At 71.9% G+C, this 13676-nt stretch carries 11 protein-coding genes; 6 read left to right on the top strand and 5 right to left on the bottom strand.

Going from position 1 to position 13676, the window contains the following annotated elements:
- Positions 1–61 precede the first annotated feature (61 nt).
- The gene (locus tag BR31_RS0105785; protein ID WP_027500135.1) at positions 62–565 is read left to right on the top strand and encodes a VOC family protein; all 504 of its coding nucleotides are present in this window, start codon (positions 62–64) and stop codon (positions 563–565) included.
- 6 nt (positions 566–571) lie between these two features.
- Here the strand turns inward: BR31_RS0105785 and BR31_RS0105780 are convergent, their stop codons facing one another.
- Both BR31_RS0105780 and BR31_RS0105775 read right to left on the bottom strand, forming a co-directional pair.
- Positions 572–916 carry a zinc ribbon domain-containing protein YjdM gene (locus tag BR31_RS0105780; RefSeq protein ID WP_027500134.1) on the bottom strand — a complete coding sequence of 115 codons (345 nt, stop codon included), beginning with the start codon at positions 914–916 and terminating at the stop codon, positions 572–574.
- A gap of 9 nt (positions 917–925) precedes the next feature.
- Positions 926–2155: an NAD(P)/FAD-dependent oxidoreductase gene (locus tag BR31_RS0105775; protein WP_027500133.1), complete on the bottom strand. Its 1230-nt coding sequence runs from the start codon at positions 2153–2155 to the stop codon at positions 926–928.
- A gap of 129 nt (positions 2156–2284) precedes the next feature.
- Between BR31_RS0105775 and BR31_RS0105770 the strand changes: the two genes are divergently transcribed.
- Genes BR31_RS0105770 through BR31_RS0105760 form a run of 3 tightly spaced genes read left to right on the top strand, consistent with a single transcriptional unit; the run spans position 2285 to position 5408 of the window.
- Positions 2285–3148, top strand: coding sequence for a tryptophan 2,3-dioxygenase (locus tag BR31_RS0105770; protein WP_027500132.1), 864 nt, complete (start codon positions 2285–2287; stop codon positions 3146–3148).
- A gap of 11 nt (positions 3149–3159) precedes the next feature.
- The gene (locus BR31_RS27550; protein WP_051636998.1) at positions 3160–4170 is read left to right on the top strand and encodes an amidohydrolase family protein; all 1011 of its coding nucleotides are present in this window, start codon (positions 3160–3162) and stop codon (positions 4168–4170) included.
- Positions 4167–5408: a kynureninase gene (locus tag BR31_RS0105760; RefSeq protein WP_027500131.1), complete on the top strand. Its 1242-nt coding sequence runs from the start codon at positions 4167–4169 to the stop codon at positions 5406–5408. Before BR31_RS27550 ends, BR31_RS0105760 begins: the two co-directional genes overlap by 4 nt.
- A gap of 3 nt (positions 5409–5411) precedes the next feature.
- Here BR31_RS0105760 and BR31_RS0105755 read toward each other — a convergent pair whose 3' ends face one another.
- The 3 genes from BR31_RS0105755 to BR31_RS0105745 are packed head-to-tail and all read right to left on the bottom strand — an operon-like array spanning position 5412 to position 6908.
- Positions 5412–5813, bottom strand: coding sequence for an ACT domain-containing protein (locus tag BR31_RS0105755; protein ID WP_027500130.1), 402 nt, complete (start codon positions 5811–5813; stop codon positions 5412–5414).
- A gap of 12 nt (positions 5814–5825) precedes the next feature.
- A complete protein-coding gene (locus BR31_RS0105750) occupies positions 5826–6122 on the bottom strand; it encodes an MGMT family protein (protein WP_027500129.1) in 297 nt (98 codons plus the stop codon).
- Positions 6123–6908 carry an alpha/beta fold hydrolase gene (locus tag BR31_RS0105745; protein ID WP_027500128.1) on the bottom strand — a complete coding sequence of 262 codons (786 nt, stop codon included), beginning with the start codon at positions 6906–6908 and terminating at the stop codon, positions 6123–6125.
- 80 nt (positions 6909–6988) lie between these two features.
- Here BR31_RS0105745 and BR31_RS0105740 point away from each other — a divergent pair, with 80 nt between their 5' ends.
- Both BR31_RS0105740 and BR31_RS0105735 read left to right on the top strand, forming a co-directional pair.
- Positions 6989–10291, top strand: coding sequence for an ATP-dependent helicase (locus tag BR31_RS0105740; RefSeq protein WP_156042371.1), 3303 nt, complete (start codon positions 6989–6991; stop codon positions 10289–10291).
- Positions 10288–13662 carry an ATP-dependent helicase gene (locus tag BR31_RS0105735; protein WP_027500126.1) on the top strand — a complete coding sequence of 1125 codons (3375 nt, stop codon included), beginning with the start codon at positions 10288–10290 and terminating at the stop codon, positions 13660–13662. Before BR31_RS0105740 ends, BR31_RS0105735 begins: the two co-directional genes overlap by 4 nt.
- The last annotated feature ends 14 nt before the right edge of the window (positions 13663–13676 follow it).

Genomic DNA, 13676 nt, shown 5'->3' with positions numbered 1-13676 from the left:
ATCTGCAGGTGTTTCGAATCGAGGACGCTCGTTGTCCTAGATCCTCCCTAGCGTCGGCAGCATGGAAAAGACGACGAAATCCACACCGGTCCTGCCCGTCCCCGAGGGCTACGCCACCGTCACGCCCTGGATCATCTCCCGGGACACCGCGCGGCTGCTCGACTTCGTGCGGGATGCCTTCGACGCCGAGGAACTGGCCCGCGTCGAGTACGGGGGCGCGATCGGACACGCCGAGGTGCGGATCGGTGACTCGGTGGTGATGATGTTCGACGGTCGCCCGGACTGGCCGGACACGCCTGGCTTCCTGCGGCTGTACGTCGAGGACGCCGATGCCACCTTCCTGCAGGCACTCGCGGCAGGGGCGACGCCGGTCACGGAGGTGACCGAACTCTTCTTCGGGGACCGCGTCGGGCGGGTCCGCGACCCGCTGGGCAACCTGTGGTGGATTCAGACCCGCGTGGTGGACCTGACGCCCGAGGAGCTCGAGATCCGTTCGCAGCAGCCGGAATTCGTGGCCGCGATGGAATATGTCGCGGGCGCCCCACTCGTGCAACCGTCGACGTAACCCTGGTCAGGCCTTCTTGACCACGCTCGACTTGAGCTGCATCGGACCGATGCCGTCGACCTTGCAGTCGATGTCGTGGTCGCCGACGCCCTTGACCAGACGGATGTTGCGCACCTTGGTGCCCGACTTGATACCGGTCGGACTGCCCTTGACCTTGAGCGTCTTGATCACCGTGACGGTGTCGCCGTCGGCGAGCACGTTGCCGACGGCGTCACGGATCACGTCGGTGCCCTCGTCGTCGACCGCGCCCGGCGCCCACTCGTGTGCGCATTCGGGGCAGACCAGGAGCGAGCCCATCTCGTAGGTGAACTCGCAGGAGCACTGGGGGCACGGGGGCAGGGTCTGATCCACCGCGCAATCCTATTCGCACCGGCCCGCGCGCCTGGCTCGCGCTGCGCGGGCCAGCATTCGTGGCGAGAACATGACGAAGGGCGAGCGGTTGCGGGTGCCGTACGCGTAGAACCGGTCCGCCACCCACGGATCCTGGGCGGCGCCGGCGAACATCAGGCGCTGCAGCCGATTGAATCGGGGGCGCTGGCTGAAGTCGATCGCGAGGTACTGGTGTGGCCACAGTCGCATCCGGTGTCGGCGCTGGTAGCGCCGCGCCGCGTGGTCGATCTCTCGGTCGGTGCCGGTCATGAGTGGTGTGGCGACGACATCGCTCAACCACTCTGCGGTCTGCAGCGCCCAGCCGCACCCTGCACCCCAGAGCGGGTCGAGCACAAGGGCGGCGTCCCCGACGAGTGCGACGCCGGGCGAGGCGATGCGGCGCCGGGTGATGCTCGGATAGTCGCGGGTGCCGACGATATCGGACACGCGCTCCGCGCCCGCCAGGTCGGGGGCGTCCGGCAGGTCCTCGAATGTGCGGAGCAGGGCGGACTCGCGGTCGTCCTCGAACTCCGGCAGCCTGCCCTTGCCGGGCATGGCGGCGAGGACGGTCACTTCGGCATCGTTTCGGAACATATAGGCAGCGTCGGGTTCGAGCAGCCACAGCTGGACCGATTGCCCATCGGGGATCGTGACGTTTCGGAAGGAGGCGAAGTAGCCGAAGCGGTCGTTCCGGGATTCCCTGCCAGGGAGACCGGCCAGCCGCGCCACCTTCGAGGACCGACCGTCCGCGCCGATGACCAGTCGGCAGGAGATCCGTCCAGCGTGGTCGGCGACAACGCCGTCGACGCGCCCGTCCGGACGTCGGGTCAGCTCGCGGAGCTTCGCGCCCAACATCAGATCGACGCCGGGCGCCTCGGCGGCGGCCCTGCGCATCAGCGGATCGAGGATCTCCCGCCGGAGGTTGTAGCCGTGCGATGGGCGGTTCGTCGGCTCCGGTTCCTCGACCCAGCCGAATCGGCTCCAGGCGTTGCCGTGGTTCCGCACCGCTCCGGCGGCCTCGAGTTCGGAGTCGAGACCGAGCCGCTCGAGTGTGGGCAGGGCGCTCGACTGGATGAAGTGCGTGCACATCCGCTTGTACGCCGACGGATTGCGATTCGCCTCCAGCAATGCCACCCGCAGACCTCGGCGTCCGAGCAGGATCGCGGCCGTGCACCCGGCCAGGCTCGATCCCACGATCGCGACGTCGTACTCGTCGCCCATATCGCTCACCGCGATTCGGTCGTGGATTTACGCCGCTTCTCAGTCTCGCAGCTGCCCGGTGCGGATGTAAACACAACGATTCGGCCACGGACCCGGAAGGTATCCGCAGGTCGGCCGACAATCACACGCATGACGCGTGGCGGTGGACCGAACTTCCGTGAACTCGAGCCCGGCATCGTCACGGACTTCAGCGCCAGGATGAGCTACGGCTCCTACCTCGACCTCGGCACGCTGCTCAACGCGCAGAACCCGGTCAGCGAGCCGCAGCACCACGACGAGATGCTCTTCATCATCGCGCACCAGACCACCGAGCTCTGGCTCAAACTCGTCCTGCACGAGATCCGGGCGGCCCGCGCGGCCTTCGCCGAGGACTCCATCGGGGTCGCGCTCAAGTGCATCGCCCGCGTCAAGCACATCCAGAAGTCGATGACCGAGCAGTGGTCGATCCTGGCGACGCTGACTCCGACCGAGTACGCCGAGTTCCGTGGCTTCCTCGGCAGCGCATCCGGGTTCCAGTCGTACCAGTACCGCGCCGTCGAGTTCATCCTCGGCAACAAGAACGCGGACCTGCTCAGGGTGTTCGAGGCGGACCCGTCGTCGCATGCCGTCCTCGACGATCTCCTGGGCGAGCCGACCCTGTACGACGAGTTCTGGCGCTGCCTCGCCCGCGCAGGCTACGACGTGCCCGGTTCCGCGCTGGACCGCGAGGTGAGCGGGGCCTATGTGCTCAACCCCGATCTGATGCCGCTGGTCAAGCACGTCTACGAGCATCCGGGGGACTGCTGGCCCGCGTACGAGTCCTTCGAGGAGCTCGTCGACCTGGAGGAGAGCTTCCAGGTCTGGCGGTTTCGCCACCTGCGGACAGTGCTCAGGGTGATCGGGATGAAGACCGGCACCGGCGGCTCCTCCGGTGGCGCCGGGTACCTGCAGCGCGCGCTCGAACTCAGCTTCTTTCCCGAGCTGTTCGCGGTGCGCACCGAGCTGGGGAACTGACGGGCCGCGAGATGGACGTCGACGTCGCGAATCTGTGGTCCGGGGCGTGGCTGGGGCGCTGCCGACTGACGGTGCACGGGGATCTGCTGGTCTCGGCTCGGCGGAGGAGCGCGATGGACGGATGCGCCGGCCTCGAGATCCCCGGCGTGGTGTTCGCGGGTCTGCGGGACGCCCACGTGCACCTCGGGCTGGTCGACGCCCATGCCCTCTTCGCGGGTGGGCTGGCCGTGGTGCACGACCTCGGGTCGCCGCCGTCGGTCCTCGAGCCGTTCGCGGACGCAGCGGCGCACGTCGGACTACCCGAGGTGAGCTTTGCGGGTCAGTTCCTCACCGCCCCCGGCGGGTACCCCACCGACCGGTCATGGGCGGCGGCCGGGTCGGTGTGCGCGGTCGACGGGCCGCAGGAGGCCGCGAGCGCTGTCGACGCGCAGATCGGAGCGGGAGCGTCCTTCGTCAAGGTCATGTTGAACAGCGTGGCGGGCCCCGTGTTCGACGACGCGACGCTCGACGCACTGGTCGGTGCCGCGCATGCGGTCGGGCTTCCCGTCGTCGCACACGCGGAGGGCCAGGGCCAGGCCGCGCGCGCGTTCGAGTCCGGAGTGGATCGACTCGCGCACACCCCGTGGAGCGAGCGCCTGCCCGATGAGCTGCTCGCGGCGATGGCGTCGTCGATGCGGTGGATCAGCACGCTCGACATCCATGGCCGCGGAAGCGAATTCGACGTCGCCACCGACAATCTTCGCCGGTTCCGTGCGGGTGGCGGGGTCGTGATGTACGGAACCGACCAGGGCAACGGCCCCCAGCCGGTCGGACTCAACCCCCGTGAACTCGACGCCCTGCTCGACGCCGGTCTCGATCGGGCGGCGGTGCTGGAGTCGATCACGATCCCGTGGCCGTCGGGCACCTCGACACGGCTCGCGTGGACGCCGGGCACCCCGCCTGCCGACGAGAGACACTGGGCCGCGTGGCTCGCCTCCACCCGCAACCTCGACCCCGCGCAGATCAAGGAGCAGTTCGGATGAGCGTGTCCAGCCCTGTCCCACAAAGATTCTCGGTGCGTGCCGCCGAACTCGACGACGCCGATCCGCTGAGCTCGTACAGGGACCTGTTCGTCGATGCCCCGTCCGTCGTGTCCTACCTGGACGGGAACTCGCTCGGTCGGCCGACGAAGGCGGGGGCCGAGCGGGTGGCCCGTTTCGTCGCCGAGTCCTGGGGCGGCCGGTTGATCCGTGGATGGGACGAGGAGTGGTTCGACCTGCCGCTGACGGTCGGCGACGACCTGGGCCGGGTGGTGCTCGGGGCGGACGCGGGCCAGACTGCGGTGGGCGACTCCACCAGCGTGCTGCTCTACAAGCTGGCGAGGGGTGCCGTCGCGCTGCGGCAAGGGCGCGACGAGATCGTCCTGGACACGGACAATTTCCCCACCGATCGCTACGTCCTCGAGGCGGTCGCGTCCGAGCTCGGGATGACCCTGCGGTGGATCGAGTCGGATCCGCGCAGTGGGGTGCACGCGGACGAGGTCGCCGCGGTGGTCGGGGACCGGACCGCGCTGGTGGTGCTCAGTCACGTCGCGTATCGGTCGGGGTACCTCGCCGACGTCGCCTCGATCACGCGGATCGCTCACGGTGCGGGCGCGCTCATGCTGTGGGACCTGTGCCACTCGGCCGGGTCGGTACCGATCGAACTGGACGAGTGGGGCGTCGACCTCGCGGTCGGCTGCACCTACAAGTACCTCAACGGAGGGCCCGGCTCGCCCGCGTTCGCCTACGTGCGCGCGGGACTGCTGGAGGAGTTCGTGCAGCCGATCTGGGGGTGGATGGGCCGAGAGGACTGCTTCGAGATGGCGCCCGGCTACCGGCCGGCGCGGGGTATCCGGCGGATCCTCAGCGGCACGCCCGCGGTGCTCGGGATGATCGCGATGCGCGACACCCTCGAGCTCATCGACCGGGCCGGGATCCGCGCGATCAGGGAGAAATCGGTGCTGCTCACCGAATTCGCGCTCGAACTCGTCGCCGAGTCGCTGGTGCCGCTGGGGGTGACGGTCGCGTCGCCGGTCGACCCGGCTCTGCGCGGCGGCCACGTCACCATCGATCATCCGCACTTCCGTGCCGCGACCCCGGCGCTGTGGGCGCGCGGGGTGATCCCCGATTTCCGTGCGCCCGAGGGACTTCGGCTGGGGCTGAGCCCGTTGAGCACGAGCTTCGCCGAGGTGGCCGTCGGTGTCGAGGCGATCAGGGCCGAGCTGGCGGCCGGGAGCTGATACTCAGCCCCGACCGTCGGCGGCGAGCGCCGTCAACTCGGCGACGGCGCGCGATGCGTCATCGACGGGTACCAGCAGATGGTCGTGGTGGTAGCCGGCGATGACGTTGCAGCTGATGCCGACCGCGGCGAGCCGTGCGCTCACCGCCGCGGTCAGGCCGACCGCATCCAGTGCGGAGTGCACCCGCAGCGTGAGCCATGCCGCCTCGAAGTCGTACCGCCAGCCGCGGGCGTCCGCCTCCGCCCTGGTGATCACGAGGGTGACTCCCTCGTCCTCCGTGATCGTCGCGGCCGCCCGGATACCGGTGGCCGCAGCTTCCGGCACCGAGACGAACACGAAGGTGCCCGGTCGGCGGACCGGGTTCATCGATGAGATCAGGACCTCGAGGTCGCGTTCGCCGCTCACCGCTCGACCCTCTCAGAATTCGTGCCGCGCGGCGGCCAGGTCGACCCGGCCGTCGCGGATCGGTACGCCTTCGAGTGCCAGCTTCGAGATCTGCCGGCGCGCGAGGTGGGCCGCCGGTCTGCCGCTCGCGCCGAGCACCCGGTGCCAGGGCAGGTCGGCCGCGTCGGTGCGCATGATCCAGCCGACGGTCCTCGGGCTCGACAGTCCCGCGGCCGCCGCGATGTCGCCGTAGGTCGCCACCTTGCCGGGCGGGATCGCCGCGACCAGCTCGCGGACCCGCTCGATCTGCGCCTCCGTGGTGGCGGGCACCTACAGCAGCTTCCCGATCAGTTCCGCGACATCCGCCGGCCTGGCCTGCCCGACCATGTGATCGACGTCCATCTCGACCAGGGTGAGGCGATCGCCGAGGTGCGCCGCGAGCGCGGTCAGGAACGCGGGGGTGACGTAGGGCGGCTGCACCCGCATCGCCTGGACCAGGATCGTGGGCAGGTCCGCGGGCGGCAGCGCGAACGGCCGGGCCAGTTCGCCCCAGGACGCCACGATCGCGGGGATCGACATCCGCCAGCCGACCCGGCCGCCCTCGCGGTCGATCAGGTGCTCGGCGAGCTCGGCGTCGAGCACCTCGGCCGCCACGTCCGCCCACGCCCCGTGCACCTTCTCCGAACGCGCCTCCGCGGCGTCGGTGTAGTCCGGGAACCGGACGGTCAGGTCGGCGACCTCAGCCATCATTGCCGGTTCGAGCCCGAGCGCGGGGTCGAGGAGAACCAGGGCACGCACCCGTTCCGGCACCCGGCGGGCCAGGTGCACGGCGATGGCGCCGCCGTACGAGTGGCCGACCAGCACGACCGGCTCGGTGGTCTCGGACTCCAGGACCCGGACCAGGTCGTCGACGTGGTCGGCGATGCCCCACGGCGGCGACCACGTCGAGCGGCCGTGGCCCCGCAGGTCGGGCGCGATCACCCTGGCCTCGGGTAGGTACCCCTCCGCCAGGTGCTGCCAGCGTCGGCCGTGGCCGGTGAGGCCGTGCAGCGCCAGGACCGGGAGGCCGGCCGGGGGACCGAAGCGGTGGATGTGAATCTCGCCCATGCCGGACATCTTGCCGGATCCCGGCGATCGCGGCCGACGCGGCGGATGCGCGGCGGTGGGTGTCGGCCCGCCGTGATGGAATGCCACCCATGTCGGTCGATCGGGAGCAGTCGCGGCGGGCCACCGCCACGCTGGTCCGTCGGTCGACGGAGGCAGGCCCGCGCCGGGTGTGGGGTCCCGCGGCGCAGCGGCTGATCGCCGAACCGCGGGCGGGCCGGGGGCGACGGCCATGGCAGGTGCTCGGCGGACCTGGCACGGGCAAGACGTCGCTGTTGGTCGATCTGGCGGTCTCGCGGATAGCGGACGGTGGCTGCGACCCGGAATCGATTCTCGTGCTGACGCACTCACGCCGCGCCGGCACCGTGGTCAGGGAGGCGATCACCGCGGGTCTGCTCGGGTCCGCCGGTCCCGACGCGCTGCGGGCCACCCGTGAGCCGCTGGTCAGGACCGTGCACTCGTACGCGTTCGCGGTGCTCCGCCTGCAGGCCGCCGTTCATTCCAACCCGCCGCCGCGGCTGATCACCGGGGCCGAGCAGGACGCGGTGCTGCGCGAGATGCTGCGCGGTGACGTCGCGGACGGTGCCCACCACTGGCCGGAGCGGCTGCGCCCCGCGCTGTCGATGACCGGCTTCGCGGTCGAGCTGCGCGACCTGATGCTGCGGGCGGGCGAGCGTGGCCTCGGCCCGGAGGACCTCATCGCGCTCGGCCGGACACACTCGCGGCCGGAGTGGGTGGCGGCCGGACGCTTCGCCGCCCACTACGAGCACGTGATGCTGTTGCGCGGTGCCGTCGGGGTGGAGGCCCCCGAGGCCACGGCGCCCGCGCTCGACGCGGCCGAACTCGTCGGCGCCGCGCTGACCGCGTTCGCCACCGACCCGGAGCTGCTGCAGCAGGAGCGCTCCCGGATCCGGTACCTGCTCGTCGACGACGCCCAGCACCTGGACCCGCAGGCGGCCGAGTTGGTCCGGTTGATCGGCGCTGGTACCGATCTGGCGGTCGTGGCGGGCGATCCGGACCAGGCCGTCTTCGGATTCCGGGGGGCCGACTCGCGGTTCCTGATGGACCTCGCCGAGGCCGGCGCGGAGAATCAGCTGATCCTCGACACCGATCATCGCAGCGCGGAACGGATCTCGGCGGTCACGGCGGCGATCGCGGGCCGCCTGCCCGGCAGGCCGCCGCATCGGGGTGCCGCGGCGGCGACCGAGGAACCGGGCCGGGCCCAGGTGCAGGTGCTCGGCACCCAGGGCAAGGAGGCCGCGTTGATCGCGGACACCCTGCGCCGCGCACACCTGCACGACGGCGTGCCGTGGTCGCGGATGGCGGTGGTGGTCCGATCGGTTCCGCTCGTGCTCGCCCCGCTGCGCCGCGCCCTACTGGCCGCGGGCGTCCCCGTCACCACATCGGCCTCGGAACTCCCACTCGCCCGGCAGTATTCGGTCGGCGGCCTGCTGCTGGTGCTGCGCGCGGTCGCGGGCGTCGAATTCACCGGCGAGGATGCACTGGCGCTGGTGTCCGGACCGATCGGCGGATCCGATCCGGTGACGCTGCGGCGGTTGCGGCGCGGCCTGCGCCGGGTGGAGCTCGCCGCAGGCGGTCAGCGTGACTCCGCGGACCTGTTGCGGTCGTTGATCGTCGACGGTGAGGACGAGCACAGGGGGCTGATCGCCAAGCTCAGCGACGGGGAGTCCGCCGCCCTGCGTCGGGTCCTGTCGATCCTCGGTCAGGCCAGGGCCGCCCAGCGGAAGGGGCGCGGCGTCGAGGGCGTGCTCTGGGCGAGCTGGCAGGCGACCGGACTGGAGAAGCGGTGGGCCGCGGCCTCCTTGCGCGGCGGGCCGATCGGCGCGCAGGCGGACCGGGACCTGGACGCCGTGGTCGCGCTCTTCGACGCCGCCGCGAGCTATGTCGACCGGTTGCCGCGTGCCACCCTCGCCGGGTTCGTGGAATATCTCTCCGAACAACAGATCTCGAGCGACTCGAGGTCAGGCGCGGCGATCCCGGGAGAAGCGGTGACGGTGCTCAGCGCGCACTCCGCGGCCGGCCGGGAATGGGATGTGGTGGCCGTCGCCGGGGTCCAGGAGGGGCTGTGGCCGGGCCTGCGCGCCCGCGGCACGCTGCTGGGAACCGAGGTTCTGGTCGATCTCACCGCGGGCGTCGGCGACGCCTCCCCTGCGAGCGAGTCGCAGCTCTCGCGGACCGCCCCGCTGCTGGCCGAGGAGCGGCGACTGTTCCTGCTCGCCTGCAGTCGGGCCCGCCGGTCCCTCCTGATCACCGCGGTCGAGTCGGCGACGGGGGAATCGGATCTGGTGCCGTCGCGGTTCGTGGACGAGCTCATCGGCCGGGTCGAGGGCGACGACGGGCCCGGTGAGGCAGTGGTGGAACAGCCGGTGCCCGCGGGGCGGGTGCTGTCGCTGCCATCGCTGGTCGCGGAGCTCCGTAGGGCGGTGTGCGATCCGGACCTCGCCGAGCACGATCCGCAGCGGCAGGCCAGGGCGGCTCGGCAACTGGCCCGGCTGGCCAGGGACGGGGTGCGCGGCGCGCATCCGCAGAATTGGTGGGGTGTGGGCGGGATGAGCACCGACGCACCGCTGTGGGAACCGGACGACGGTCCCGTCCCGCTGTCGCCGTCGACGATCGAACAGCTGAGCGCGTGCCCGTTGCGGTGGGCGCTCGAACGCAACGGCGGCACCGACGGCGACAACACCCATGCGGTGACCGGGACCCTGGTGCACACCCTGGTCCAGGCCGTGGCGGGCAAGCTGCCACCGGACCAGGTACGCCGGGCGCTCGCCACCGCATGGGACGCGGTCGATCTCGGCTCGCAGTGGTACTCCCGACGGGAGATGGACCGCACCGGGCAGATGCTCGACAGCTTCTCCGAGTGGCTGCGGCTCTCGCGCGGCGAGCTGACGGAGGTCGGCGTCGAGGTCGAGGTCGACGGCGTGCTCGAGCCACGGGAGGAGGGCGGACCCGAGATCCGGCTGCGCGGCCGGATCGACCGCCTCGAGCGTGACGCCGAGGGCAGGCCGGTGATCGTGGATGTGAAGACCGCGCGTAACCCGGTCAGCAAGGAGGCCGCGCAGCAGCATGCGCAGCTGGCGACCTATCAGGTGGCGGCACTGGCGGGCGCGATCGAGGGTGAGCCGCCCTCGGAGCCAGGCGGGGCGCGCCTGGTGTTCGTGGCGAAGCCGAACAAGAAGGAGGGCGCCACCCAGCGCCTGCAGGCCCCGCTCGGCGAGGACGGCGAACAGGAGTGGCTCACCGTGGTGCACGACGCGGCCGCGGCCACCAAGGGCCCAGGCTTCCGGGCACAGCCGAACGACGGGTGCAGGCACTGCCCGGCCCGGTCGAGCTGCCCGGCACAGGAAACCGGACGGCAGGTGACCGAGGGATGAGCCGCGATGTCGTGGTCAGGGTGAGCCCGGCCGACCTGGCGGTCGCGCTCGGCCAGCACCCGCCGACCGCCGAGCAGGCCGCGGTGATCGCGGCACCGCTCGGGCCGACCCTGGTGGTCGCCGGCGCCGGCGCCGGCAAGACCGAGACGATGGCGGCCCGCGTGGTCTGGCTGGTGGCCAACGGCCTTGTCGACCCCGAGCAGGTCCTCGGCCTCACCTTCACCCGCAAGGCCGCCCAGCAGCTCACCACCCGGATCCGGCAACGCCTTGCGCGCCTTGCCGGTTCGGCCCTGTTGCGCAAACTCGACCCGAGCGGGGACCTGCGCGGACGGATCCTCGGCGGCGAGCCGGAGGTGAGCACCTATCACTCGTACGCCGGCCGGCTGCTGTCCGAGCACGGGCTGCTGCTGCCCATCGAACCGTCCGCCGAACTGCTGTCGGAGACCGAACTGTGGCAGCTCGCCCACCGGGTGGTCAGTTCCTGGGACGGCGACCTGGAGACGGACCGCACCCCCACCTCCCTCACCGAGGCGGTGCTCGCACTGTCCGGGCAGCTGTCCGAGCACCTCGTGGAGCCGGAGGACCTGCGCGAGGCGCACACCGAGCTGGACAAGCTGATCCACACGCTGCCCGCAGGCCCGAAGCAGCGCGGCGGACCGAAGAAGGAACTGCTCGACATCCTCGAGACCCAGCACGAGCGGGTCGCCCTGTTGCCGCTGGTGCAGCGGGTCTCCGAGGTGCTCAGGCGGGAGGGCGCGCTCGATTTCGGCAGCCAGATGTCGCTGGCGGCCCGGGTCGCAGCCGAGCATCCCGAGGTGGGGCGCTCGGAGCGGCAGCGTTTCCGGGTGGTGCTGCTCGACGAGTACCAGGACACCGGGCACGCCCAGCGGGTGCTGCTGTCCTCGCTGTTCGGCGGCGGCGAGGACGGCGACCTCGCGCTGACCGCCGTCGGCGACCCGATGCAGTCCATCTACGGCTGGCGGGGCGCCTCGGCGGCCAACCTGCCCCGGTTCGCCACCGACTTCCCGCTGCCGGGAGGCGATCCCGCGCCGCGCCTCGAGCTCCTCACCAGCTGGCGGAACCCACCCGAGGCGCTGACCCTCGCGAATGCGGCCTCGGAGTCGCTGCGCGAGCGGGGGGTTCCCGTGCAGCAGCTGCGCCCGCGACCCGGTGCGGTCGCGGGCGACATCCGCCTCGCGCTCACCGAGGACGTCGAGAGCGAGCGGGACTGGCTCGCGGCCCGGATCGCCGACGAGTACGCCGCCGCGGCCGCCTCCGGCCAGGCCCCGCCCACCGCGGCCGTGCTGGTCCGCCGCAACGCCGACGCCGCGCCGATCGCGGCCGCGCTGCGCCGTCACGGCCTGCCGGTGGAGGTGGTCGGGCTCGGCGGACTGCTGCACACACCAGAGGTGGCGGACGTGATCGCCATGCTGCGGATGGTCGCCGACCCGTTGGCAGGAAGCGCGGCGATGCGGATCCTCACCGGGGCCCGGTGGCAGATCGGGGCCGCGGACCTGGCCGCGCTGTGGCGCCGGGCGCGCGAGCTGGCGATCGGGTCGACACACGGCACCGGTGGCGCGGTGACCGACGCGGCCAGCCTCGACCAGGCGCTCGAGGCCGCGCTTCCGGGTGAGCATGCCGAGCTCGCGGGGCTGGCCGACGCGATCGCGGACCCCGGTGGGCCGCAGCGCTATTCACCCCTCGGCTACGCCCGGATCGGGGCGTTGGCCGCCGAGCTGGTCTCGCTGCGCGAACGCATCGGTCAGCCGCTCACGGAGCTGGTGGCCGAGGTGGAGCGGGTGCTGGGGGTCGGGATCGAGGCGCAGGCCCGGCTGCGCTTCACCGGCGACGGCGGGGCGGGCCGCGAGCATCTCGACGCCTTCGCGGACGCGGTCGCCGGGTACTCGCGCAATTCCACGGCGACGTTGACCGGGCTGCTGGCCTTCCTGTCGGCCGCCGAGACGATCGAGAAGGGCCTGGCCCCCGGCGAGGTCGAGGTCGCGCCGGATCGGGTGCAGGTCCTGACGGTGCACTCCGCGAAGGGGCTCGAGTGGCAGGTCGTGGCGGTGCCCCACCTGGTGGAGGGCGTCTTCCCGTCGAAGACCGCCTCCGGCAGCTGGCTGGGCGCCGTAGGGGAGTTGCCGCCCGCGCTGCGCGGCGACCGGGCCCGCGACGGCGATGGCGCCGACGGTGTCCCGGTGCTCGATCTCGAGGACCTGTTCAACCGCAAGGACCTCGAGGACGCCCTCGCCGATCACAAGGCCGCGCTGGGTCGGCGCAGGCTCGACGAGGACAGGCGTCTGTTCTATGTGGCGCTGACCCGTACCGAGCGGGCGCTGTACCTGTCCGGCCATCACTGGTCGGAATCGGGCAGCGCGCCGAGGGGCCCGTCGGAGTTCCTGCTGGAGATGCGTGAATTGGTCGACGGCGCCGACGCGGCGGAATCGATCGGGACGGTGGAGCTGTGGGCGCAGGCGCCGGACGAGGACGCGGAGAACCCGCTCACCGCCGAGCCGGTGACCGCGCAGTGGCCGAGCGATCCGCTGGGGAACAGGCGTGATCCGGTGCAGCGCGGCGCCGAGTTGGTCCTGGCCGAGCTCATCGCGCTCGGCCCCGAGGACGAGGACGAGGACGGCGCCGACGACGAGGCGGACCCGGAGGGCTGGGCGGCCGATGTGGACGTGCTGCTGGCCGAGCGCAGGCAGCGGGCGCTGACCCGCGCCGAGGTCGCGCTGCCCGCGCAGTTGTCGGTGAGTCAGCTGGTGGAACTGGCCGCCGCACCGGACGAGCTCGCGGCCCGGCTGCGCCGTCCGTTGCCGTATCCGCCGAATCCGCTGGCGCGCAGGGGAACCGCTTTTCACGCCTGGATCGAGCGCAGGTTCGGTGCCACCCGGCTGCTGGATCTGGACGAGCTGCCGGGCGCCGCGGACACCGGGGCCGTCGGCGACGCCGACCTGGAAGGGCTGCAGGAGGCGTTCCTGCGCTCGGATTGGGCGAACCGCAGCCCGGTCGAGGTGGAGGTCCCGTTCGAGACGTCGATCGCGGGTACGGTGATCAGGGGGCGCATCGACGCGGTCTTCGCCGACCCGGACGGCGGTTGGACCGTGATCGACTGGAAGACCGGTGCCGAGCCGTCGGCGGCCAACGAGCGGGCGGTGGTGATGCAGCTCGCGGCCTATCGGCTGGCGTGGTCGGAGCTGATGTCGGCACGGTCCGCCGCACGGGGCGGCCCGCCGGTGCCGCTCGGCAAGGTTCGCGCGGCGTTCCACTATGTGCGCACCGGCCGGACCATCGCGCCGACCGAGCTGCCCGACGGCGACGCGCTCGCCCGACTGATCGACTCTGCGGGGGCCAGCGCCCAATCCGGATGAGCGGCGGGCACCGG

Source organism: Rhodococcus sp. UNC363MFTsu5.1, assembly GCF_000686785.1.
Classification (GTDB): Bacteria; Actinomycetota; Actinomycetes; order Mycobacteriales; family Mycobacteriaceae; genus Rhodococcus_G; species Rhodococcus_G maanshanensis.
This window is presented reverse-complemented; position numbering and strand designations above follow the sequence as displayed.